The organism is Neptuniibacter sp. QD29_5, assembly GCF_047778125.1.
Lineage (GTDB): Bacteria > Pseudomonadota > Gammaproteobacteria > Pseudomonadales > Balneatricaceae > Neptuniibacter.
The window spans coordinates 1,162,367-1,187,166 of sequence record NZ_CP180556.1 but is presented as its reverse complement, the minus strand read 5'-3'; the positions used below and the strand labels follow the sequence as shown (position 1 = coordinate 1,187,166).

Sequence of the window (24,800 nt, the reverse complement as noted above, 5' to 3'; positions counted from 1 at the left end):
TCAGCCGTTATTGCTCGTGATTTAGAACTTAGCACGGATACCAATCACGCCACTACGAGGTTTGCCTGGACCGACAAAGCGGTGGTCATCCATACCCGGATAAGCATCTTCCAACACTTCATCCGATTCACCGTAAACACCGAAGGTTTCGTATTCTTTATCAAATACGTTATCGATGCGGGCAAATAGTTCTACAGTTTTGTTCAGCTTATACATACCACGCAGGTTCAACAGAGCGAAGCCGTCGACCTTCTCGTTTTCGTTAGCTTCATCACCACGGTAGTACTGACTGCTCTGGTAAGTCACTTCTGCACCCAGATCCAATTTTGGAGATACCGCCCAGTCAGCAACTAATTTCAGGTTATGCTCTGGCAGGCCTGGAATGCTGTCACCCTTTTCAACCGGACGGGTATCACCCAGCGGGTTGTTATTGCTGACAGAATCAAAAGCCGTCTGGAACGTAGCATTCATATAGGTATAAGACAGCGCTAGATTCAGATTGTGATACTGCTTACGCACCGCCAGTTCCAGACCCATGCGACGGGTCTTACCTACGTTATCGAAGTAACCTTCAGAGGTCAGGCCACCCGCATTCTGGAAGATGATGTCATCGTGGTTAGTGGTGTGGAATAGACCGGCATTCCAACCGTACCCCTGACTGTTACCACGGGCTCCTACTTCAAAGGTCTTCGATACAACCTGCTCCAGTGGCGGATCGGATACGAAACCGTTTGGCAATTTACACGGATCATCCGGATCTGCACAGCTCAGTTCAGCCGGTGTAGGCGCACGGGAAGATTCGCTATAGCTACCGTAGTAGTTCACCTTATCCGTTACCTGATAAGCCAAACCGATCGCTGGGTTGAAGCGATCGAATGTGTGGTTACCAGTCAGGTCCAGGTTGTTATCACCGATACCCACCATCTCGATGCGGGTGTAGTTGTAACGACCGGACAGGGTAAGATCCAGCTGATCGCTCAGGGCAACTGTATCGGTCACAAACAGACCCACATGCTGCACTTCAGTTTCCAGACGAACACGGGATTCAGCGTCAAAGTAACCAACACCTGTTACACCACGATCATCTGCAGCTGCATCATTACGCAGTTCAGCGAACTCAGTATCAGATTTAAAGTCGATATCAGCATAATCATAGCTGGCACCCACCGTTAACTGGTTCTCCTTACCATTCCAGTCACCCAGGAAAGTCATCTGAGAAGCCAGACCCAGACTCTCCATTTTGGTTTCGGAGGTATTTAGGGTACCGTCCAGATCATCCGGATCGAGGGTTGGATCGATGTCTTCTAAAGCATCTGCCTCGTCATATCCGACAAATTCAATCGGTTCGAAATCATCAGCGTCAAACGGATCACCCTCATCACCTTCGAATTCACAGAGGGATTCAATACCGGTTCCCGGCACCACTGCCGTATCGTTAGCAGCGTTCACATCACACTCTTCGTAATCACTATCATCACCGTTCAGTGTGTTAACTTTGTTACGACGGTAATAAACATTACCCGCAAGCTGTGTATCATCATCCAGCCAGGTATCGCCGTTCAGTGCCAAAAGGCTGAGGCGGGTTTCTGTCTGGTCTGGTTGGGTGTAGATCGATTCCCGACCTGCAGTTTCCATCAGTTCAATAGGGACAGAACCATTACCTATCATGGTGTTATTATTAGCCGCAACTGTCAGCTCAATATTGCCGTTCTCACCACGCCAGCTCAGATTAGCCATTGCCTGCTGAACTTCAGTCGGAGAATGATCGCGCCAACCATCTTCTTCATAATAGTTACCAATCACGTAGTAACCGAACTCACCGTCATTACCGCCGGTCTGAGCTTCTACATTAAAACGGCCGTCACTACCGATGGACGTTTCGATCTGGCTGCCGGCGTTATCAAAACCATTTTTAGTTTTAATCGAAAGCGCCCCCCCCAGGGTATTCTGACCAAATACTGGGTTAGAGCCTGCAAACAGGTTAATAGAGTCGATAGCACCTTCCGGTAACAGATCCCAGTTTACGGTGTCACCAAACGGTTCGTTAAAGCGGATGCCGTTAACATAAACAGACAGGCCCTGCGGCAAACCAAGTAGTGGAGAAGCCGTAAATCCACGGTACTGCACATCCGGCTGGAACGGGTTATTAACCGCTTCATTAATGGTCACGCTTGAGAAGTTGTAACGAAGGTGCTCTGCAACGTTCAGCGCCTGAGACTTTTCTATCTCAGCGCTGTTAGCCGTTTGCACAGCAGCAGCTACGCGATTTTTTTCGATGCCGACACCGTGTATCGGAGTGGTACCGATCACAGTTATCCCGTCAAGGCGAGAAACGCCCTCTGCCTGTACCAGCCCAGCACTTAAAGCGAGGCTGGAAACCAAAACAGCTATTATCGAAGCCTTCATTAAATTTTCACCTGCATTTGTACCAATAATAAAATTGCTAACCGTCGCCTAAGACGGGAAGCTTGTTAAAAACTAAGCTCAAGAATTAAGCTTTTCTTCTAGATACAACCCCTTTCTGTGGATCGTACCCCCAAACAGCAAGAAGAAAGAACACCGTAAACCCTGCAACTACGACATAAAGTGAAGTCAGATTAATCTGCCCATATAAGGCGAAGCGGATAAGTTCAACGGCATGTGAAAACGGGTTAAACTGAGCCAATTGATAAACCAGCTCAGCCCCCGCTTCTTCCAGTTTCCAGAGTGGATAAAGCGCAGGTGATATGAAGAACATCGGGAAAATGACAAAGTTCATCATACCTGCAAAGTTCTCTAACTGCTTTACCGATACAGATAGCAGAAGCCCCAGCGACCCTAGCATCAGCGCAGTCAGGAAAAATGCTGGAAATGCCGTTATTACACCGTCTGCAGGAAGATCTACTTCAAAACCCCAACAGATAATTAAGAAGCAATAAACCTGTAATATGGACAACACAGCCCCTGCCAGAAGTTTGCAAAACAGAATGTACCAACGAGGCAATGGTGCTGTAAGAAGGAGACGCATAAGTCCCATTTCCCGGTCGTAAACCATGGTCAACGATGACTGCATACCATTAAATAAGATCACCATGCTCAACAAGCCCGGTGTGATATAGACCTCATACTCAATGTATGCTTCATAAGGAGGAATAACCGCAACACCAAAAACATTTTGAAATCCTGCTGCGAAAACAAGCAACCAAAGTGCTGGCCTTACCAAGGCTGAAAATAGCCGCCCTTTCTGACGTATAAACTTATTGGTTTCTCTTGTAGAAAGAGCAGTGAAAGCATTGATTGCATGTCTGATATTCATATTCAGGACCCACTACTCAGATTACAACGCCCTTCACCCTTATCATTACCTAATACGTCAAGGTTAATACGAGGATGCAAAAAGCCTTCGATTGGCGCTCTGTTTATCACCCTATTTAACGAAGTGAGGAAAACAGGCTGGCGCAATTGGTTATTCCAAGGGCGAAAGTTCAATGGATAACCCTTTGCACCGTCCATTTTGAATGCATCTTGCTTAAGGTCTGCTAGAAGCAAGCTCGTATCAAGATGCTCCTGACGTAGAATAGACTCAGCAATTAGCTTCACCGCCAACCAGGCAGACCAGTCATAACCGGTCATATGGCGTTTAGCCTTTTTCATAAAGCGCTTGTTTACCTGAGGCGCACCATTTCTATCCCAGGCCCAATGCCACCAGTCAGACACCAATCCCGCCGATCCAACAACTGGTCGTGGCTTTAATAAGGCATAGGGAACATCCACCGCAAACTCACCACTACTGTCCACCACAAACAGCGCATTGTAATCATCTTTACCGGTTAGAAGCGCAATATTATTGCGATAACGTTGGCGTGGGTCATTACCTAGCTTGTAAGGCTTCTCTGCAATCAGTTTCAAACCAAATTTTTTCGCAGAAACCTTGAGTGAAGCAAGATAGGATTTATCTTCTTTCCCTTCTCCATAAAGCACTAAAACTTCATTCCACTTTTTGGAAACCAGATACTGCGCCATAGCATCCGTCAGCATCAAACGGCTAGGTGCTACGTGCAATAGATTAGACTGACAAAATTCATTTCGCAGAGAGTTGTCTAGGGCACTCAGGTTGAATAATGTACTGCTTGCAGAACCTGAACTTGCCGCAGCTAAACGAACACCTTCACCCGGTAGATCCAGCATAAAGAAATGAGTACCCTGCTGTTCCAGCTGAGGAATCAATTCCTTAATTTCAGAAAGCGTCTCAACCTCATGCTCTTCCAGATTGAACTTCACCCCTTTCTTCTGTGCGGCAAAGCGGGATTCTTTTATAGCAAGTTTAAGCGCATGTGAAAGACGCCCCCAAGGCTGCGCCTGATATCGGGCATCTGTGATGTTTTGCTTGTAACGAGAATCATCCTCGTACTCGATCAAAGCAATATTGATAGCCTGCAGGTCAGCCGCAAGCACATTACCAGTAACGATAAACAGGGAAGCTGCTGCAAACAGCAGCCCCCTGGTCTTCTTGATTAGCCCAACCATTAGTCATCTGCCACTACATCATGAGGAACACGACCTGCAGGAACGGACTTGATAACCTTCAGGCGAGCTGTATCAATCACAGCCAGATCATCACTTTTACCATTTGTTACATACAGTTTACTCTCGTCATTGTTAAGACTTACTCCCCAGGCACGCTTACCAACAAGTACATAATCCAGAACTTTATGCGTTGCAGTATCAACAACAGCCACATGGTTCGCACTTCCTAAAGTGACATAAGCGATCTTGCCATCTTTAGTCATTGCCATACCCACAGGGGAGATATTTTCAGGACGGATTCCCTTAGGCGAAAAGCTCAGTTCAGATTTCATTTTATAAGTGCTGGTATCTAGAACTGAAATAGTGCCGCCAACTTCATTACTCACCCAGAGTTCACTTAGATCCTGGGTCAGTTCCATACGACGCGGACGGTTACCTACAACAATATTTTCCAGAATTTCCTGTGTCTCAACATCGATAACATGCACCATGTTTGCGACTTCAGAAGTTACATAGACAACTCGATTATCAGGACTGACCAGTACACCCTCTGGTTCTTCACCGACCTCTATTTCAGCAACGGTTTCGTTGTTGATCAGGTCATAAACCGTCACCAGGCCATCATCTTCATTAGAGGCGTAAAGGAATTTTTCATCCGGTGAAATATCAAAGCGATCCGGGTCTTCACCAATATCAATGCTCTGTTTTACTTTCAGTGCCGCAACATCAATGACGTCGATAGCATCATCATCGCCGCAAGCAACGTATAGCAATGAACCATCATTGTTCAATTGCATCGCCCTTGGTCGTTCGCTGGTTTTAATCTCAGTAACTTTGTTCATCATTTCAGCATCAAAAACAGTCACTACATCATCTTTTTCACTACTGACAAAAACATAACCTGTTTTTGCTTCTACACTGGCCGTCAAGCATAAAGACACTGCAAAAGAACCTGCCTGCAGATACTTAGCGAACTTATTCATAAACTACTCCAACTTTCTTATTATTTGTTATGAGCTGCAGAAACGCATCTGCAAGAGAAAAACATGGCTGTGAAGCTTGCTTCAACAACTGAGCGGGTGAGGACTCTGCTAATATCTGCCCTTTATCTAGGACAACAACACGATCTGCCTCTTGCACTTCCTCAATAATGTGAGTGCTCCAGAGCACAGCTAAACCACGCTCTTTACACAACGAACCGACATACTCCAGTAGGGATGCTCGTGATTCAGGGTCTAGGCCAACAGTAGCTTCATCCATCAACAGCACTTTAGGCTTGTGTAACAGAGCTCGGATCAGTTCAACTTTACGCCTGTTACCACCACTTAATCCCCTAACAGGAAGGTTCATTACCTCCAGCATCGAAAAGCGCTCAAGCTCAGTACGAATAAGCGGGTCTGATTCTTTACGGTTTAAACCGTGAAGAAGGCAGTGAAATTTAAGATTGGCATAGACACTCAGATCCAGATCAAGCGTACTTTGCTGAAAAACTACACCCAGAGTTGATAGAGCTTTAATCGGCTCTTTCTGAATGTTGAAACCACTAACAGATATCGAACCCGTGTCACTATTGAATAACCCTGTCAGTAACTGAAATAGCGTTGTTTTTCCCGCTCCATTCTGACCAAGTAAACCGACAAACTCCGCCGGTTTGATCGCTAAGTCGATGTTATTGAGTGCCTCCACAGCACCATAACTTTTACTTACCGCCCTTAGCTCAAGAGCATTCTGTGTTTTCATTTAAAACCTCCACTCACTGGCTTCAGTACCGGCTCAATAATCTGCCCTTCCAATAAACCTGGATACTGGGACAAAAGTTGTGATTTCCAATACTGAAAGTTCGTATCCTGCTCACTTCTGGGCCTGCTTAACTCAATTTTTTTATCAAGGATGACACTACCTGGAGATGGGGATAGAAAAAGGATTCGATCTGCAAGTTGAATCGCTTCATTCAAATCATGGGTGACAAATACGACTGTTGGTTTTTGCTCTTCACATAACTCAGACAGAAGGAGTCTTAAGCGCTGGGCATTGGGCTCATCTAAAGAAACAAAAGGCTCATCTAGCAGCAGAAGTTCAGGACGAGTCAGAAATGCACGGGCGATACTGACCCGTCGCTGCATGCCTCCGGATAAATGTTTAGGAAAAACATCACCTTTCCCAGCAAGTCCTACCTTGCCCAGCAACCCATCAATTTCGAAATCTGAAGCATCAGGTTTTACCAGAGACAAATTATCCCTAACGTTCAACCAAGGCATTAAGCGAGGCTGTTGGAAGATATAACTAACATCGCAAGGCGGTTTATCATCCAGTGGAAGCTGATCAAAAGTAATTGTCGCATCATCACCGCATTCCAAACCTGCAATCATATTTAGCAGAGTACTTTTACCTGTGCCGGATGGGCCAACAATGGCAATAAACTCTCCAGCAGCAATACTGAATTCAATCTGACCCAGTACCTGCTGTGATTGACCGAAAAAGCTCTTGCTTTGAACAGCAACATCAAGCTTGACCATATCCCCCCCTTGCGATGTATCTATCCAGTGGACGCATAATCAAACCTTCAATCAACAAGATGATGGCGGCAAAAGCGAGGGTATAAGCCAAGATGCTTGCAATATCAAAGAAGTGAAAAAATGAACCTAGTTGAAAACCAACGCCATCACTCCGCCCTAGCAACTCAACCACCAGCACCACCTTCCAGATCAAAGACAGACCAGATCGGGCGGAGGCCATAATGAAGGGGTATAACTGTGGCAGATAAATCTTAAAGAAGAATCTTAGGGGTGATATTTGGTACACAGTACCCACTTGCAACAAGTCACGATCTACGACCCTTGCTCCTTCCCTTATCATGACAATTACGGTCGGAATTTTGTTGATGGCGACGGCAGCAATAGCTGATGCTTCAACCAAACCAAACCAGATATAGCAAAGCAGAATGGTCACCAACGCGGGGATATTAAGAGCGATTACCAACAAGGAATCACCCGCCTTATCCAGATTGGGAAAGGCGCCCATAACAATACCGATTAAGACACCCAAGAACATGGCAATGGCAAAGCTGATTGCAACTCGAAACAGCGTAATGAGTAGATGTTCCAGCATCTGCCCATCTAACAGATGAAAATAGAAACTACTAACCACTGCAGAGATTGTGGGGAGGTTAGCATTGTCTAACAGCAATGCAGCACCCTGCCACACCATCAGAATACACAGCAGCGGAGTTAGGCCAAAAATCAGATTTCGAGAGTACTGATTCATTTCAGACGACCTTGACCTAACAGCACGCCACCTTCGCTGACAGGGATATAAAACAGATCACGATCAAGTAAATCAGCGCCTCCTGTAAGAGCATCTCCGCCCTCGGCAGCCATAATCGCATACAAGCGATCCAGAGAATCTAGCTCACGCTCAGTAAAACGCTGGAGCACCCCTCCCCTGTAACCATTTTTAAGCGCATTGAAAACCTCATCGTTCTCTGCATGGGTTAACGGACGGATGCGCTGCCACTCTTCATCAGAGTTCAACAAGATCTGTCTTGCTTCCAGTGACGCTTTTAAGAAATTATCCAGTAGCTCGCCATTCTGAGTTTTCCACTTGTCTTCAAAAACCCAACCCACTAAAGGCACCTGAGTCTGAATACCTAGGCCTTTAACAATATCCTTAACCTTCAGCACGGGTTTAAAGCCTTTAGCCTTGAGACGAGCACTGTAGTGCCAGAAGTTCAGACTCAGAGGTAATCGCCCTTGATCCATCAATTTATTTAAAAGAGGGGGAGCAACATAAACTGGCTGTACGTAATCCTGCAGCTTCAATTTATGCTCTTTCCTGGCAAATGCTTGCAGCAGTAGCCAGCTCTTATCAACGGAGCCACCGGCCACACCAACGCGCAGGCCTTCCAATTCATGTAGATAAGTAATCGAGCTGTCTGGCTGGGCATACAAACCACCCGCAGCTGAAGAGGCAGGCGAAAAGCTATACATACGTTTGCTAAAACGCTGTCTGTTTACCCAAACCCAATCACTGAAAATGATATCAACAGCTTTACTCTGTAGCGCAACTGCACTGGCATTTTTACTGCCCACAGGTATGACATTCAGGGAAAAATTGTGTTTCTTATCCAACTGATGGTGTCGGATAACATCAATCTCCCAATTGACGGTTCCGAATTGCAACAATGCAACACGTACTTCTGGATGTGTGCTGGCATAAGTTTGTAACGACAACAAACCTATGAGCAAGATTTTCACGATGCTGGCCATAACGTTTCTTTCTTTATTATTTATATGAACAAGCACTGCCGTTTTCTATGTAAAACGAGTTCAGGCATGCTAAAAATAACTAGAGCAAGTATTAGGCCAAAAAATAGAATCCTTTATTTACATAAGGTTAAAACGATTAACAGTCATGAACGAGCGACACCTGAACCATTGCAATAGAAACAGGTGTCGCATTAACGAGAAAGAACTAAAGACGGATAAAAAGATGATATGGAGATATTCAAACCTTAAGAAACACCTTTGAGTTTCTTTTATTACGATAAATAAACTCCTCAGGATTATTTACCACCGTTTCGGCCTCCTGACGGGCTTCAAGAATCTTGTCATGATACGGTGACTTCCCGCAGACAGGATCAGCATTATGCATATCGCCGGTCATCATATATGCCTGACAGTGACAGCCACCGAAGTCCTTATCTTTCTCATCACAGCTACGACAAGGCTCTTTCATCCAGTCATCACCACGGAAGTAGTTAAAACCCGGACTCTCATCCCAGATCTGCTGCAGTGACATCTCTTTCACATTCGGAAATTCAATTGGCAGCATACGTGCACTATGACAAGGAAGCGCTTTACCATCCGGTGTTACAGTGAGGAACACCTGCCCCCAGCCATTCATGCAGCCTTTAGGACGCTCTTCGTAATAATCCGGTGTTACAAAGATTAGCTTGATTGGATTACCTTCCGCTGCCAGTTTTACGCGGTACTCGTTAGTAATGCGTTCTGCCCGCTCCAGTTGGGCCTGTGTTGGCAGCAGTTGGCGCACGTTCTCTTTGGCCCAGCCGTAGTACTGACAAGTAGCCAGCTCAACGTAATCAGCCTCCAGCTCTACGCAGAGTTGAATAATACGATCAACTCGATCGATATTATGGCGATGAGTAACGAAGTTGAGCACCATTGGATAACCCTGTGCTTTCACCTCGCGGGCCATCTTCAGTTTCTGATCAAACGCTTTTTTAGAGCCCGCCAGCATGTTGTTAACAGATTTATCACTGGCCTGAAAACTAACCTGGATATGATCCAGCCCCGCCTCATGAAACTCTGCCATTTTGCGTTCGTTCAGCCCTACACCGGAAGTAATCAGGTTGGTATAGTACCCCATATCATTGGCGCCCCGGATCAGTTCGATCAGGTCCTGTCGCACCAGTGGTTCACCACCCGAGAAGCCCAGCTGAACTGCGCCCATTTCGCGGCCCTGACGGAACACGTCCAACCATTGTTCGGTCATAAGCTCTCCACCAAAGTCAGCAAAGTCTAGGGGATTGGAACAGTATGGGCACTGCAGCGGGCACTTGTAGGTCAGCTCGGCCAGAAGCCATAACGGCTGGCCATGTGCCTTTCCCTGCTTTTGCCCATGTATAAGTTGCGGTTGCGCGTTACAGGGTGATCCAGTGTTGCTCATATGCGCCTCCGAGGAATTCCAGGATATCTGCGTCAATACCTTCGGCATCCGAGAATTTAGTCTGCAAGCTATCGATAATGCCCTGTACGTTTCTCTCACCGTCGACCAGCGCCAGAATCACACCTGCAGGCCCATTCAGTTGAACCATACCTTCAGGGTAGAGTAATACATAGCAGTCCTGGGCTTTTTCCCACTGAAAACGGAACATTTTACTCAACGCTGGGACCATGCTCAGCTCAACCTGAGTGCTGACCGCAGCTTCCTGTTTAGTCATTAAACAGCCCCCGGTGGTAAACCTTCTCGCGGGTTACCGTGTGGTACGGTGCACGATCAAGTTCATAGGCCATGGACATGGCATCCAGCATGGTCCAGAGCACATCCAGTTTAAACTGCAGGATCTCGAGCATACGGTTCTGCTGCTCGCGTGTGGTGTAGTGATCCAGAGTGATATCCAGACCATGCACGACGTCACGACGCGCTTCGATCAGACGGTTACGGAAATACTGGTAGCCATCTTCTTTGATCCATGGGTAGTGGCCAGGCCAGGTATCCAGACGGTTCTGATGGATAGTTGGCGCAAACAGTTCTGTCAGAGAGGAGCTGGCTGCTTCCTGCCAGGTTGCATGGCGTGCAAAGTTGACGTAAGCATCAACCGCAAAACGAACACCCGGTAACACATGCTCACCGGAGAGGATCTCTTCACGGGTCAGGCCTACCGCCTCACCCAGACGCAACCACGCTTCGATACCACCTTCGGCACCTTCATAACCATCATGGTCCAGTACACGCTGCACCCAGTGACGACGCACATCACGATCCGGGCAGTTCGCCATAATTGCAGCATCTTTTACTGGGATACTAATCTGGTAATAGAAACGGTTGGCCACCCAACCCCGGACCTGCTCCTGGGTACTGTGACCTTCGTACATTGCAATATGGTAAGGGTGCTGGGTGTGATATAGATCGCCCTTGGCACGCAGTGCTTTTTCAAACTCTTCGCGACTCATTGGCAACTTATCGTTGGTTTGACTGTTCATTCTACTCTAAGCCTTTTTATACTGTTCACGTGGCCTATTGGATTTGAGCTCACTGGGCTCACAGCTCAATCGACATACCGTCGTAAGAGACTTCAATATTGTGAGACTCCACCTCTGCTCTTTCAGGTGAATCTTCATCCAGGATAGGGTTGGTGTTGTTAATATGGATAAGTATCTTGCGTGGTTTTTCCAGCATATCCAGATACTCAATCATGCCACCCTCGCCTGACTGAGGCAGATGCCCCATTGCGACACCAAGCTTGTCACCAACGCCTGTGGTTATAAGTTCGTCTTCGCTCCAAATAGTACCGTCAACCAACAGTACATCCGCTGCTTCCATATAAGGACGCAGATGGGGTTCGATCTGACCTAAGCCAGGTGCATAGAACAGTTTTATGCCCGTCCGGGTATCTTCGATTTGGATACCGATATTGTCACCCGGATGGGGGTCATCACGATGTGGTGAATAAGGTGGTGCACTACTGAGTAGTGGTACAGCGGTCAGTTTCAGTTCCGGCACTTGCGGAATCACAAAGCTGTTTTCTCCCTCACCAATCGGAATACGGTTTACATTGTTACCTCCGCTCCAGTGTTTCAACATATTCAGGATAGGAAAGCCGGTTGTAAGATCCTGCTCGACCATCTCTGTACACCAGATATTATGTGGGCAACCTTCACGCAACATAAGAAGACCTGTTGTGTGGTCAATCTGGCTGTCCATAAACACAATCGCAGAGATGCCGGTGTCGCGGATAGAACGATTTGGCTGCATAGGGCCAAAGTTTGTGAGCTGTTCACGGATATCTGGAGAGGTGTTAAAAAGAATCCAGTTTTCGCCGTCGGCGCTTACTGTGATTGAGGACTGAGTGCGGGGTTTAGCATTAATAGTGCAGGCTCTTACACCACTGCAGTTACGGCAATTACAGTTCCACTGCGGAAAACCACCACCGGCTGCTGAGCCTAATACTTGTACTTTCATTATATTTCCCTTCCAAGCCACCCCGACCAAAGATCGGGGTAACCAGGACAACAGAACGGAAAGGCGATTAACGGTTCGCGAAATACATAGTTACTTCGAAACCAATGCGCAGATCTGTGTAAGACGGCTTAGTCCAGTTCATATGAAACTCCTAATAGTTTTATTTTCATGTTTTTAAATTTGAACCAATAATACCAACACATCAGACAATTCCTCTGTGTTTGTTATTGACCCCTCACCTATACAAACTGCCCGACTTTTTAGTAGCAGAATGAGATACGATGACCTTTACTTATGAGCCCAACAGCACCTGCGGATCAAAGCCCATGATTAATGCCCCCCAGTGACGTCCATCTACAAAGACTGGAATCGATAGTTCATTAAGAATCTCGCCCGTATCACGCACATAGGTTTGCAGCAAGAAAGGCTGAGTCTGAGTCGCTCGGCGCTGCTCTGAGCGGGTATTAAAGAAAATTCGTCTATTACGGCTTTGCGCATTATCGACAATAAAGTCACCTGTTAACGGATTAGAAACTTTACGGTGATGCGTACCGATATAACCGTTTTTATCTACCAAAACAGAATAGATAAATTCTGAGTTTCGCTGGACGAAAGCATCAAAAACCGGCTGCAGCATCGCATCAAACTGGTCAACATAACTTACACTGAACTTTTCTGGCTTTTGATTAGGGTTAAGACGCAGATAATTGGTATCAAAAATATTACAGCGTGATGATAATCCAGACAGATTCTCATCCAGTTCGGCTTTAAAACTACGCCCCTTTTGAATAATACTTTCAAAAGCTCCATAACCAATGATAAAGCGGGAAAGCAGCTCCTGGCTCTCTTCAGTCGACACCTCCAGATCATCGGAATAACTCTGCGAATGATCCATTTCCCCTTTAATATCAGCAGATATTTGGGTGATCTGCTCAACATGCTTATGGGAGTTTTTGTTGGTATAAGACAACTCATCAATAGCTGCACTGATACTAGAGAGCTGGCCATTAACCTGCTCAAAATCTTTTACCAACTGACCAAATTGGCCATTGGTATTTTCGATAAAGTCGCCAGTTGTTTCAACGTAGCCAAGGATGTTTTTGGCACTATCATTCGTATCGGATACCAACGAAGACATCTGTGAAATATTCTTATCAATCTCGCTGGTTGCAGAACCCACTTTCTGCGCCAGACTTCTCACCTCATCAGCAACTACCGCAAAACCTCTCCCCGCATCCCCAGCCCTAGCGGCCTCAATTGAGGCATTCAGAGCAAGCAGGTTTGTCTGATCAGAAAAGTCCTGCACCATGGAAAGAATCTGCGTAATATTTTGTGAATTAGCCTGCAGGCTCTGAACTGTAGATTGGAACTGATTGACCAAGTCCCTGATCGCTTCTATCTGCTCCTGAACCTTTAACAACTCAGCACTTGAGCCACGTACTTCATCCAAATTTGAAGTGTTCTGCTCGCTTATTTGCATCGTACTGCGGGCGATTTCATCAATAGCCTGTGTCGCTTCATTACTGGACAGGAAGACCTGATGTGCCCTTTCTTCCTGTTCACTGGCTTTCTTGTGAGCCTGGCCAATAATCTTTTTAAGACGCGCGGCAGACAGAGCAACATTCACACTTCTGGACCGGGTGTCAGCAATAATCTCTTTAAGTTTTGCCGAGAAATCATTATAGCTACTCGACATAGTCGAGATTTCATCAAAGGTATATACCGGCAGCGTCGCCGATATATCTCCATCTTTTTCCCTAATTGCCGCTAAAACTGTTGTCACATCCTGAATAGGTTTAAGAAAAAGGTGCCGCATGAAAAAGATTGTAAAAACCCCACCAATCAAAGCAAAAACAACTGTAATAGTTCCCGCTATCCAAAAAGTGCTCAACGCCTCATTCAACTGAAGACTTTCTGATTCACTCATCTTTATACCAGAAAGAACATTCTCTATTTCGCTGGCATGATAATAAGCCAACGCCATAAGAACTATATGAGGAATAAGAAGGGAAAGAACATTGCCGACTATCTTTTTCGTCAGTGAATTAAAGAAAGCTTTCTCAATACTTTTATACAAACTCATGTATCTACTGCTCTTATACTTATTATCTGCTTTGCCCTACAAGAAATCAGAAAACTTTAGGAATCCCCATATGATTCATGACTTTCTGTTGTAAGTAACAATCCGCTAACAATTAATTCAAAAAATATGCCAATCAAAAAAAAGTCGCTAACCACTTGAAAATAAAACAAATACTTTTTCATTAGAGTGATCGACATTAAAAACACAGCCCAATACCGTCGCAAGCCTGCAACAGAAAAACACAATTCAGACACATATGTAGCAAAGAAGAAGAAAAAGAGGAGGAGGAAGAAAATTTGAAACAGGCATGCCATCCCAACGGGACAGCACACGCAGCCATTTTATTGAGATTACATCCAAGCAACCAGGGCAAAAAGCCATGCAAGCACTTAACGGTTTACAAAATACACCGCTACCTCAAAACCAATACGCAGAACTTTAAATTCTGGTTGAGCCCACTTCATTACTCTACCCCAATAATTCATTGAAATGATACAGGTGTAGCACCACTGCTACACCCGACCTCCCAGTGCAACACATGACAGCAAGTAGAGTCACTACCCGTCCAGAGCACCACTTGAAGCAAGTATGCAACAAAAATCACCCTACAATTGCAACATTATGCTGAAAAGCCCCCCCCCTAAAAGCAATGGCACACATCATGCTAATACCATTCAACAATGTCAGAGAACATTGCTAAACTTACACAGATAACAAAAATAAAGAGTCTTGCCACAATTAGTGCAGCAGATAGACATCTTTGCTTAATTGCCAAAGCGTAAGGCCGGAGCGAATCCATAATGCGAAACACGCCTCAAATAAAAGGCACCAAGGATGTAGTGGCCTATGTAACCGGAAACTTTCAGGACAGAGATATTCAGCCCGGTGACCAGATTGCCAAATCCTGGGAACGCAGCCTTGTGCAACACGGCCTCAATCCTCATCTTAATAACGAAATAGAGATACTTACCTCATATGAGCTTGAGCAACAGCTACAACTAAATGAGGAATACCTGAAAATTGCTCGCAACGGCTTAATTGGTCTGTCAAAACGTATTGCTAACGCCGGTTTCTCAGTACTTCTGACTGATGAGACAGGTTTAGCTTTGGATGCAAAACTTCCATCCCAGATGAAAGATGTATGGCAGGACGCAGGGCTATTAGTTGGATCCAGATGGGGAGAAAAGCAAGCAGGTACCAATGGCATTGGCACATGTTTGGTTGAGAAAGAATCAATCATCATCCATCAACACGAGCATTTCTTCGATTCGCAAAGCCCTTTGAGTTGTTCGGTCACACCAATTTTTGACCCTTTAGGTGACCTCAAAGGCTGTTTAAACGCATCATGCCTAGGAGCAACCGGCTCAAAAGAAAGCCAATATCTAACCCTGCAAATGGTAATGATGTATGGCAGGATGATTGAAAATAGTTATTTCCGCCAGACCTACCGCAGCCAGATCACAATGCATATCAAAGAGACAAACAATTTCTCTGATCTGGCACAAGAACAACTTTTAGCCGTCAACGAACGAGGCGTGATCATTGGAGCAAATCGCTCCGCCTTTGCCGAATACGAAAGTCTGCTAGAAACAGGGCAGCAATTATTGGGTTGCCAGATTGAAGAGATCACAGGATTAACAGTTGAGGAACTGCTTACCAAAAGCAATGGTGGCGCATGCACAGTTCACCACCAGTCACCGAAACTATTGGATGAAATAGAAATTGCCCTACGCGTTCCTGCTAATAAAATCATAGGGAGCTCAAACACACAGACCACTCAAACTAAAGATGAACGTCCTCATAAACACAAACACCCTACTCTGGAACAACTGGCTGGTGAAGACCCTGATGTAAGACAGAACGTACAACAAATTCGCCATGTTCTGAATAAAGACATTCCGATTTTGATTACTGGTGAAACCGGTACCGGCAAAGAAGCCTTTGCCAGAGCTATACACGATGCTAGCGCCAAGAAAGACGGACCATTCATCGCTCTCAACTGCGCAGCTATTCCAGAATCTCTTATTGAAAGTGAACTCTTTGGCTACAGCAGTGGTTCCTTTACCGGCGCTAATCGAAAAGGCATGAAAGGTAAACTTGAACAAGCAAATGGTGGTACCATATTTCTTGATGAGATAGGTGATATGCCTGTCCAGCTGCAAACTCGACTACTTCGTGCTTTAGCCGAAAGAGAGATCATGCCATTAGGCGCATCTCAGCCTAAACCGCTGGATATACAGGTCATATCAGCAACCCACCAGAATCTGGTACAACGCATAAGAGATAAACTTTTCCGCGAAGATTTTTACTATCGACTTAACGGTATGGCTCTTAAGCTACCCCCACTTCGCAAACGCAGTGATAAAGACTTCATTATGAACTGCATTCTCGATAGCGAATTAGGTGGTTCAGAAGACGTGAACTTTGCCCCACAAGCCCGCCAGATGCTAAATGATTACCATTGGCCAGGTAATATTCGTCAGCTGTCCAATGCTCTACGCTATGCACTGGCAGTATCAATGGATAAACATATCACCATCGACAGCCTTCCAATCGAAGTCCGTGCCGAAAAAAACATGTTTAAAGAAGATGAATTTATCCCAGAAGAACCTAAAGCCATGAGCCTATCCGACTTTGTCGATGATGAAGAAGGCCGCCGCCTAATCGAAGCTTTGAGAAAATATAAGTGGAATATCACTCAAGTATCCGATGAGCTTAATATTTGCCGGTCCACCGTCTATAGAAAGATGAAAAAATACAATATCGTTCAACCAAACGAAATCTATTAACCTCCCTCTAATGCCCAAAAAGCCTGAGCCTGCCTCAGGCTTTTTTATGTCTACTGTTTAACTACTGCTATTTACTAACTACCTCAAAAATTGGCACAACACCTGCAATTATTTCTCAGTTCCATTCTAACGTACAGGACAAATGCGATTTGGAGAAAATAAGAATGATTAAAAAAATACTACCCCTGGCTCTGGCCATCTCATGTATGAATGTAACCGCCTCAGAACTACCCTCAACCAAAGAAGCTTTGCTCGATAGGTTTCTAACCGCTCATGAAGCCAAAAGCTATGAAAATATTTCGTCGCTGATTAACTGGGAAGGCGTGAGAAAATACAAACAAAAAATGATCCGCGTTTACACACGTAATAACTTTGGTCGCAAGGTTATTGGTACTGAATTTGAAGAAGCAGATACTGAGTTTCTCAATAACTTTTCAGTAGGACATAAGAAATATCAGAGCAATCTGCCTGTCACTCACCTAATGCGGATCTATTTTGAAGACACTGTAGGAGATGAGGAACCAGAGTTTGGCTCTGTTGTTTATCTTGTTGGCAAACACAAAGAAGGCTATCAGATAGCAATTGCAACAAAAAATCCATCATCTCCTCCTACACAGCATCACTAAATTAAATATACAAAAACGGCACCTAAATTAAGGTGCCATTTTTTTAACCTTAAAATATACACATGTAGCATAAATAAAACAGCCGATGCAAAGAACAAAAATTTAGCCAAATAAAAAATTTAAACTATAAATAAAAAAATAAGACAGCTGTCGCATTAATAGAAAAAATATTGCTACACATGACCTCCAATTAAAACAGACACATTATAAAAGAGTCTTATTATCAACCTCCCTCCAAAAAAAAACCATTATTTTCATGTAGTTACAAATAACAAAACAAAAAAACCATTTCTGGCACAGCTATTGCGATTAATAAAAGGGCTAGAGTAATTAAATTTAATTATTTTTTGTTCACCAACAAAAATTTACTAATAAGAACGTCAGGGGGATTCGTTAATGAAACGAACACTTATTAACATGAACGTTGCTGCAGCTATTTTAGCAATGTCTGCCGCAACTACAGCAACAGCAGCTGAATTCATGGATGGAAAAATCAAGATTAGCGGTGCTGCAATGCAGGCATGGCAGTCAGGCATCGACGTAGAAGGCGCTGCAGCTAATGCCGATGATGCAGCAGCTGATTCTGCATTCCAGCGTATGCGTTTTGCTCTGAATATTAATGCACAGGTTGCAGAAAACGTGTCTGTGTTTGCTGAACTAGCGGAAGAACCTAACGACTGGAATAACGGTAGCGCAGCTATCAGCCAGGACCTAGCATGGATTCAGTTCGATCTGCCTAACAACACAGGTATTCGCCTGGGTAACGTTGTATCAACCACTCAGAACTTCATCCGCTATTCTGATGGTGCAGCCGTACAGAGCAACCCATTTGTTGGTAACGGCATCACTGACATGATCACTGCCGAAGAAGGCCTTTGGGCATATGGTTCCCACAACCTTGAAAGCGGTACAAACGTGACTTGGGATGCAGTTTTTGCAACTCCAGACTTCTTCACTGATTTCTCTCCTGGTCATGGTTATAACCTAGGCCTACGCGGCACAGTTAACCTAGACAGCGGTCTTTCATTTGGTGCAGGTACATTTAAAACCAACCATGATCTTTCTGCTGTAACAGGTAAACCATTTGGCTCCCTAATCGCTATAGGTGATGGAGATAACTACCAGTTCGCTAGTACTGCACCAAGTGCACGCTCAACTCATCCTCTGATTGTTCCAGGTGTAGATGCCTTTGTGTGGCAAGCTGACGTTCAGTATAAAGCTAACAATTTCCTAATTCATGCTCTGTATGGTGCAGCAGAAGATGATTACAGCTGGGCTGCTGGTGAAGGGTCTCTTCAGACATCCTACATCAAAGAAAAATCCAAAATGGAATTCTGGGCTGTTGAAGGTAAATACGATATCAGCAATGACTTCTATGTTGCCGCTCGCTACGGTGAAGTCGCTAACAAAAGCACAGGCGTAACAGGCCCTAACAAATCAGACCGTATTCAGCTAAGTGCTGGTTACTGGATGAACGACGCTACACTGTTTAAAGCAGAATACGTTAAACAAGAAGAAGAGCAGTTCTCTGGCGGTGGAGCAACTACCTTCGGTGCTGCTGGAGGTGCTGAGTGGGACGGCTTAATCGTAGAAGCATCCGTTACTTTCTAAGACGTACCTAGCTAATAAAGGAACATCCCCTTCATGCTCCTTAATATAAGCTAGCGTTCATCTTCATCTATTCACCCTCCGGTGAAGCTTGGGCATCCTCTGGATGCCCTTTTTTACACCCTGAAACTAAACTTCGCTATTGTTATGTTTCAATTTTGTCACGATGGCCGTGGCTTTGGCTTACCCCGGTTTTCACTCAGGGGTAAGTCCTTTTTCTAATAGCCTGAGTTCTCTTTAGTCCTGCTCTTCCATCAACATCTCCCATGAAGCTTTTCTGCTAATTCAGCCTTTCGTTTCATTGATGCGACAGACAACTGTTGCAACTTACATAAAAAATAAACAAGAACACACATCACAAATAAAGCTATTCCTATCAAATAGCTATAAACACAATCCTAATAATATACCGCAACATTGGCACACTAAATGCTCTCATTATTAGGCTTTAAAACACCCATCGAAAAACTCAGAAAGTAATTGAAATAGTCCCAGACTGTTTCCAAGTTTTTCAAATAATCTGGAGATATTTATGTCTACAAATTTATGCCCTCAGGCTCAAGAATTTCTGGCACAGCCACTTAAGCAGTTCATCAATGGTACCTGGCAGGACAGCCCGTCAAAAAAACAAAAAGAAGTTATAAGCCCTTCTGATGGCACTGTAATCGCTACGATATCCTCAGGCGGTAAAGAAGATGTCGATCTTGCTGTCGAGGGGGCGGACAAAGCATTTAAATACTGGTCCAAATTATCTCCAGAAGAACGCTCTGAATATCTCGTAAAACTTGCAGAAAAGCTTGAAAGTAAATCGCATACATTAGCCCAGCTTGAAGCGCTTGATGTTGGTAAAGCATTCGTCAATGCGGAAGGCTTTGACGTTCCTTTCGGTATCGAATGCGTTCGCTATTATGCGGAATTGGCCAAAACCGCAGATTACGGCAAACCTCTGGAACTTCAGGACATGGAAGCCCGCGTTCACCGTGCCCCATACGGCGTATGTGGCTTTATTTTCCCTTGGAACTTCCCTTTTGATCTTCTAATGTGGAATGTCATTCCTGCTCTGGCAGCGGGTAACACCGTTGTTATAAAGCCAGCGGAACTTACACCTCTGACAACTCTGTACGTGTGTAAATTAGCTGAAGAAGTTGGAATCCCTGCAGGTGTTATCAATGTAGTAGTAGGCTCTGGTGGTGCTGTGGGTACGCCTATGATTGAGAACCCTAAAGTCAGAAGGATCTCTTTCACGGGCTCCTCTGGTGTGGGTAAACAGATTGCCTCAATGTGTGGACAGCGTCCTATTCCATGCAAGCTTGAACTAGGCGGTAAAGGTGCCGCAGTAGTCTTCCCAGACGCAGATATTGAAAATGCAGTTGAGCAACTGTCTGGTGCCATCACCTTAAATACTGGACAGGTGTGCTGCACAGCAACTCGCTGGTTACTTCATGAAGATATCTATGATGATTTTGTAGAAAAAGTTACAGCAGCACTAAAAGCTACAAAAATCGGCCCTAGTCTTGACCCTACTACGCAGATGGGCCCAGTTGTTAGCCAGACTCAGCAAGATTCCGTTCTAAGTTATCTGGATAAAGGTCTCAGCGAAGGCGCTGAGCAGATTCTTGAAGGCGGCACAGTAGCCGTTGACGGTAACGATGATGGTTTCTATGTAGCTCCTTATCTTCTGGGGGGGGCACCAGATAATGTCTGCTTCCGTGAAGAAATCTTTGGCCCAGCCGCATACCTTGTAAAATTCAAGGATGAAGATGAAGCCATTGAGCTCGTAAATAGTCTGGACTACGGCCTGGCTAACAGTGTGTTTAGTGAAGATATTGAACGCTGCAACCGCGTTGCCGAACAGATGGTTGGTGGTAATAGCTGGATCAACGCTCACAACGTATTCGCCTACGGCTTGCCTTATGGCGGTATCAATATGAGTGGAGTAGGTGGTGGCGTTAACAGCCCTGAAACTTTCTATGATTACTTGCGAGACCTTACTATAGCTCGCCCATTGGGCTAACTACAAAAGAATAATTCAAAGCCGGTACTATTCTAGTACCGGTTTTTTTATTCTCCCAACGATTCTAGCTAGCTTAGTGAACAGTAATTTATAAAAATTTCGAGTAGCAGTTCCTTGTGAGTTTCACCGCAAAAGCCACTGAGCCGATATTACGCTAAGGGCACCATTCCGACGCAACATCAATAACATAAACAAGCTTCATACCTTTTAGTATATCTCTTGTGCATACGTACTAACAAACAAACTCTTAGCCCCTTTTTAAGCACATAAAAAAGCCCCGATCCTAGGACCGGGGCAAAATCCGCCGTGAATACAAGCGGGGTGATACTGCTGTAGAGGAAGCAGTATCGAGAGCGACTGGATCTAAATCAACAAAGACTAAGTACTGAATTATTAATTAACTCTTTAAGCACTGGCTTCTACGTCAGCAGATACACTTCCTGCAGCTACCGTAGACAACTTGCCAAAAACAGCACCAAGAATGACCGATAACGAGATAATCAACAGAGGATTTTCAAAAGAGCCTGAAGTTAATGTCGTAAGTGACATTTTGCCTTCTGTCTGCAGCAAATATGCAAACGTTGCTGCATAAGCAAGCACTGACGCAGGAACCGCCCCTAGGAAAGATAAATTTGAAGCGAATACAACAGCAAATGCCGTTACAGCAACCACAATTGCAGCCCATAAAGGCGTACCCAGTACAACTCCAAATGGCAGAGCCAGAAAACCATAGGCACCGATCCATCCTATAATTACACCAAATAGGCCACAAACGACTGTATCTTTGAATGCAGCATTGTCTGCACCAAGTGCTGCAAAAGCAGCCCAGGCAATAAAGATAGCCCAAATAAGAACAAAACCAGATAGCAGGCTCAGCGCCATCCAGGTAGCAATTGCACCAAAAATTGCGATGCTCAAAGAGGTTGCAGTTAAAGGGTTCATAAATTACTTTTCCTAAATTATTTTTAATTTGAGTTTATCATTTGGCATATTGCCAACTTTAGATTTAGTAACTGCATGGATGATGCCAAAAATATAAATCCAACGAAAAATAAATAAAAAAACATAAAATTCATTTTATTTTCTAGATTCGTTTAATTTATTCCACATTAAGCTCAGTCACCTGTTACATAACTTAGACATACTCAAAGATATTTAAGTCTTTTTAATACCGAGAATAATTATGTTATTTATTTATGCTACATATGACCCATCAACTGTAGCGGTTCTAAAACACTCGACATAGGCAGACAATCAGAACAAACAATTAAAAAGGTGAAAGGTGAAAGGTGAAAGGTGAAAGGTGAAAGGTGAAAGGTGAAAGGTGAAAGGTGAAAGGTGAAAGGTGAAAGGTGAAAGGTGATATTGTTTAAAACCGAAGGAGTTTTACCATAAGGAATAAAAATTCTATTAAAAAAATTCAGGCTAAATACTTTTTAAGATGAATACCAAACTCTGTGCAGAGAGAGATTCAGGCTGAATCACTACAAACTGTTTATCATTAAAATCTGAACCACTGCCTATTCTGAGCAGAGCAACTTCGACACTCTCAACGATATTGCATTCACTAAGCAGAATTACAGAATAAGTTTGCTCCCTATAACTATTTAATCGTTCAGCCAAATTACGCTCAATAATAAATATGCCACTTTCTTCTACGCCTAAAAGAGCGGTATAGCTCTCTACGACTATATCATTCCCGCCACTCTGATCGGAGACCAATGAACATTCAGGCTCAGTACCAATACTACATGACTGTTTCCCTATAACTATGCCATTTTTATGCAGATAGCTGGCAACCCTTGGCTTTATTTCGTTTTCATCTGCAATTTCAAATACAGGAATATCTAACAGGGCGAGCTTACGTTTAAATCTATCCATGCTCATTCTTATCCCATTACCCTGAATGAGGGGGAGCCCCCCCCATCAGAAAAATTTCAGCTCAATTAACACTGGATGTAAGCGACATGAGTATGTGTATACTCATACAAGCCATGCTTACCATCCGCACCGCCAATACCTGACTTACGTACGCCAGCATGGAAACCTTGCATCGCTTCAAAGTTCTCACGGTTTACGTAAGTTTCACCGAAGTCCAACTGATTCACAGCACGCATAGCCTGGCTTAGATCGCGGGTGTAGATTGAAGAGGTAAGGCCATATTCAGAAGCATTCGCATAAGCGATCGCCTCATCCAGATCGTTAACAACCTGAATTGGTAATACAGCACCAAAGATCTCTTTATTCATGATCTCCATGTCACCGTTACAGCCTGCTAGCACTGTTGGCTGATAATGGAAGCCCTGGCCTAAATCAGCTACAGCACCACCGGTTGTCACCGTTGCACCTTGTTGCTTGGCAGTTTCAACCATTGCTGCAACTTTATCGAGACCAATTTTGTTTACCAACGGCCCCATATCAACATCAGGCTGAGCAATTGGATCGCCGTAAGTAGTAGCAGCCATTGCCGCCGTGATTTTACTAACAAACTCATCAGCAACTGACGCTTGAACATAAACACGCTCTGCACAATTACATACCTGACCGGAGTTAATTACACGGGAGCTCTTAATTGCATTTACAGCGAGATCCAGATCAGCATCTGCCATAACGATTGCAGGAGCTTTACCACCTAATTCAAGGTTCAGTTTAGTGATATTAGGAGCAGCTGCCGCCATGATACGCGCACCTGTCTCCACACTTCCGGTAAAGCTAATCAGATCCACACCAGTGTGTGTTGTTAAAGAACTGCCAACATTACCACCCGTACCACAAACAACGTTGAATACGCCTTCTGGCAGATCTGTTTCAGCTACCAATTTTGTAAATTCGAAACAGTTATTCGGCGTTTCTTCACTTGGTTTGACAACGATGGTATTGCCCGTTACCAAAGCTGGCGCCATTTTGCGTGCGATAAGGAAAAAAGGAAAATTCCATGGCAGGATTCCGGCAACTACGCCAACTGGTTTATGGAATAGGAAAATATTCTCACCTGGACGATCACTGGTAATAACCTCACCTTCTATACGACGCGCCCACTCAGCCATGTAGTCCATATAGTCTGCTGTGAAGTCAACTTCTACACGGGCCAGACTTAGTACTTTACCCTGTTCTTCTGTAATGACTCGCGCTAAGCGGTCAGCATTTTCACGAATTTTGTTAGCAATTTTGCGAAGGTAGCTTGCACGCTCATTGGCTGGTTTTGCAGCCCAGCTCTTCTGAGCTGCTTTCGCGGCAGTAACAGCCTGCTCAACTTCACCTTGATTGGCTTCGGGTACGCGGGATAACAATTGGCCGTTGGCTGGATTAAAAACATCAATCGTACTGCTGGGCTCAGCCATGAACTCGCCATTGATGTAGTTACGATATACAGGGACTTCAGACATGACATTAATCTCTTTTATTCTTCAGGAAAAAGAGCCAGATAGCGTACCGAAGGGGTAGTAAGCTATCTAGCTCGGAGGGAGGTCAGC

General features: G+C 44.6%; 21 protein-coding genes. 4 read left to right on the top strand and 17 right to left on the bottom strand.

All coding sequences use genetic code 11. The features are described 5' to 3' along the window. Positions 1-21: 21 nt before the first annotated feature. The 14 genes from ACMXYR_RS05385 to ACMXYR_RS05320 form a co-directional block, all read right to left on the bottom strand. Positions 22-2,406, bottom strand: coding sequence for a TonB-dependent receptor (locus ACMXYR_RS05385; protein ID WP_415887572.1), 2,385 nt, complete (start codon positions 2,404-2,406; stop codon positions 22-24). A gap of 85 nt (positions 2,407-2,491) precedes the next feature. After that, on the bottom strand, positions 2,492-3,295 hold the full coding sequence (locus ACMXYR_RS05380) for an ABC transporter permease (RefSeq protein WP_415887571.1): 804 nt from the start codon (positions 3,293-3,295) through the stop codon (positions 2,492-2,494). A 2-nt stretch (positions 3,296-3,297) separates the two neighbouring features. Beyond that, positions 3,298-4,506 (bottom strand): amino acid ABC transporter substrate-binding protein, encoded by a 1,209-nt coding sequence (locus ACMXYR_RS05375; protein ID WP_415887570.1) that lies wholly within the window; start codon positions 4,504-4,506, stop codon positions 3,298-3,300. Continuing rightward, positions 4,506-5,489, bottom strand: coding sequence for a PQQ-dependent catabolism-associated beta-propeller protein (locus tag ACMXYR_RS05370; RefSeq protein ID WP_415887569.1), 984 nt, complete (start codon positions 5,487-5,489; stop codon positions 4,506-4,508). The genes ACMXYR_RS05375 and ACMXYR_RS05370 overlap by 1 nt, the downstream gene beginning before the upstream one ends. Further along, a complete protein-coding gene (locus tag ACMXYR_RS05365) occupies positions 5,482-6,246 on the bottom strand; it encodes an ABC transporter ATP-binding protein (protein WP_415887568.1) in 765 nt (254 codons plus the stop codon). Before ACMXYR_RS05365 ends, ACMXYR_RS05370 begins: the two co-directional genes overlap by 8 nt. Further along, positions 6,243-7,022 carry an ABC transporter ATP-binding protein gene (locus ACMXYR_RS05360; RefSeq protein WP_415887567.1) on the bottom strand — a complete coding sequence of 260 codons (780 nt, stop codon included), beginning with the start codon at positions 7,020-7,022 and terminating at the stop codon, positions 6,243-6,245. The genes ACMXYR_RS05365 and ACMXYR_RS05360 overlap by 4 nt, the downstream gene beginning before the upstream one ends. Beyond that, positions 7,009-7,770: an ABC transporter permease gene (locus tag ACMXYR_RS05355; RefSeq protein WP_415887566.1), complete on the bottom strand. Its 762-nt coding sequence runs from the start codon at positions 7,768-7,770 to the stop codon at positions 7,009-7,011. Before ACMXYR_RS05355 ends, ACMXYR_RS05360 begins: the two co-directional genes overlap by 14 nt. Further along, the gene (locus ACMXYR_RS05350) at positions 7,767-8,771 is read right to left on the bottom strand and encodes an ABC transporter substrate-binding protein (RefSeq protein ID WP_415887565.1); all 1,005 of its coding nucleotides are present in this window, start codon (positions 8,769-8,771) and stop codon (positions 7,767-7,769) included. Before ACMXYR_RS05350 ends, ACMXYR_RS05355 begins: the two co-directional genes overlap by 4 nt. Before the next feature lie 238 nt (positions 8,772-9,009). Continuing rightward, positions 9,010-10,191 (bottom strand): pyrroloquinoline quinone biosynthesis protein PqqE, encoded by a 1,182-nt coding sequence (gene pqqE / locus ACMXYR_RS05345; RefSeq protein WP_415887564.1) that lies wholly within the window; start codon positions 10,189-10,191, stop codon positions 9,010-9,012. Next, positions 10,166-10,465: a pyrroloquinoline quinone biosynthesis peptide chaperone PqqD gene (gene pqqD, locus ACMXYR_RS05340; protein WP_415887563.1), complete on the bottom strand. Its 300-nt coding sequence runs from the start codon at positions 10,463-10,465 to the stop codon at positions 10,166-10,168. The genes pqqE and pqqD overlap by 26 nt, the downstream gene beginning before the upstream one ends. Then, entirely contained in the window at positions 10,458-11,228 is a 771-nt protein-coding gene (gene pqqC / locus ACMXYR_RS05335) for a pyrroloquinoline-quinone synthase PqqC (RefSeq protein ID WP_415887562.1), read from the bottom strand. The genes pqqD and pqqC overlap by 8 nt, the downstream gene beginning before the upstream one ends. Positions 11,229-11,286: 58 nt before the next feature. Next, positions 11,287-12,207 carry a pyrroloquinoline quinone biosynthesis protein PqqB gene (pqqB, locus tag ACMXYR_RS05330; protein WP_415887561.1) on the bottom strand — a complete coding sequence of 307 codons (921 nt, stop codon included), beginning with the start codon at positions 12,205-12,207 and terminating at the stop codon, positions 11,287-11,289. Positions 12,208-12,274: 67 nt separating this feature from the next. Beyond that, a complete protein-coding gene (gene pqqA / locus ACMXYR_RS05325; protein ID WP_415888073.1) occupies positions 12,275-12,349 on the bottom strand; it encodes a pyrroloquinoline quinone precursor peptide PqqA in 75 nt (24 codons plus the stop codon). A gap of 150 nt (positions 12,350-12,499) precedes the next feature. Continuing rightward, complete coding sequence (locus ACMXYR_RS05320; RefSeq protein WP_415887560.1) at positions 12,500-14,290, bottom strand: methyl-accepting chemotaxis protein; 1,791 nt, start codon at positions 14,288-14,290, stop codon at positions 12,500-12,502. Positions 14,291-15,090: 800 nt separating this feature from the next. On the opposite strand from ACMXYR_RS05320, the gene ACMXYR_RS05315 reads away from it, so the two are divergent. The 4 genes from ACMXYR_RS05315 (at position 15,091) to ACMXYR_RS05300 (ending at position 21,327) form a co-directional block, all read left to right on the top strand. After that, positions 15,091-17,079 (top strand): sigma-54-dependent Fis family transcriptional regulator, encoded by a 1,989-nt coding sequence (locus ACMXYR_RS05315; RefSeq protein ID WP_415887559.1) that lies wholly within the window; start codon positions 15,091-15,093, stop codon positions 17,077-17,079. 164 nt (positions 17,080-17,243) lie between these two features. Then, positions 17,244-17,705: a hypothetical protein gene (locus ACMXYR_RS05310; RefSeq protein WP_415887558.1), complete on the top strand. Its 462-nt coding sequence runs from the start codon at positions 17,244-17,246 to the stop codon at positions 17,703-17,705. Positions 17,706-18,101: 396 nt separating this feature from the next. Further along, complete coding sequence (locus ACMXYR_RS05305; RefSeq protein WP_415887556.1) at positions 18,102-19,316, top strand: hypothetical protein; 1,215 nt, start codon at positions 18,102-18,104, stop codon at positions 19,314-19,316. Positions 19,317-19,845: 529 nt separating this feature from the next. Further along, on the top strand, positions 19,846-21,327 hold the full coding sequence (locus tag ACMXYR_RS05300) for an aldehyde dehydrogenase family protein (protein ID WP_415887554.1): 1,482 nt from the start codon (positions 19,846-19,848) through the stop codon (positions 21,325-21,327). 405 nt (positions 21,328-21,732) lie between these two features. Here the strand turns inward: ACMXYR_RS05300 and ACMXYR_RS05295 are convergent, their stop codons facing one another. The 3 genes from ACMXYR_RS05295 to aldA all read right to left on the bottom strand — a co-directional run bounded on the left by ACMXYR_RS05295 (position 21,733) and on the right by aldA (position 24,713). Further along, a complete protein-coding gene (locus ACMXYR_RS05295; RefSeq protein ID WP_415887552.1) occupies positions 21,733-22,269 on the bottom strand; it encodes a DUF1097 family protein in 537 nt (178 codons plus the stop codon). 483 nt (positions 22,270-22,752) lie between these two features. Further along, complete coding sequence (locus ACMXYR_RS05290) at positions 22,753-23,208, bottom strand: hypothetical protein (RefSeq protein ID WP_415903192.1); 456 nt, start codon at positions 23,206-23,208, stop codon at positions 22,753-22,755. A gap of 65 nt (positions 23,209-23,273) precedes the next feature. Next, positions 23,274-24,713 (bottom strand): aldehyde dehydrogenase, encoded by a 1,440-nt coding sequence (gene aldA / locus ACMXYR_RS05285; protein ID WP_415887548.1) that lies wholly within the window; start codon positions 24,711-24,713, stop codon positions 23,274-23,276. Between the last annotated feature and the right edge of the window lie 87 nt (positions 24,714-24,800).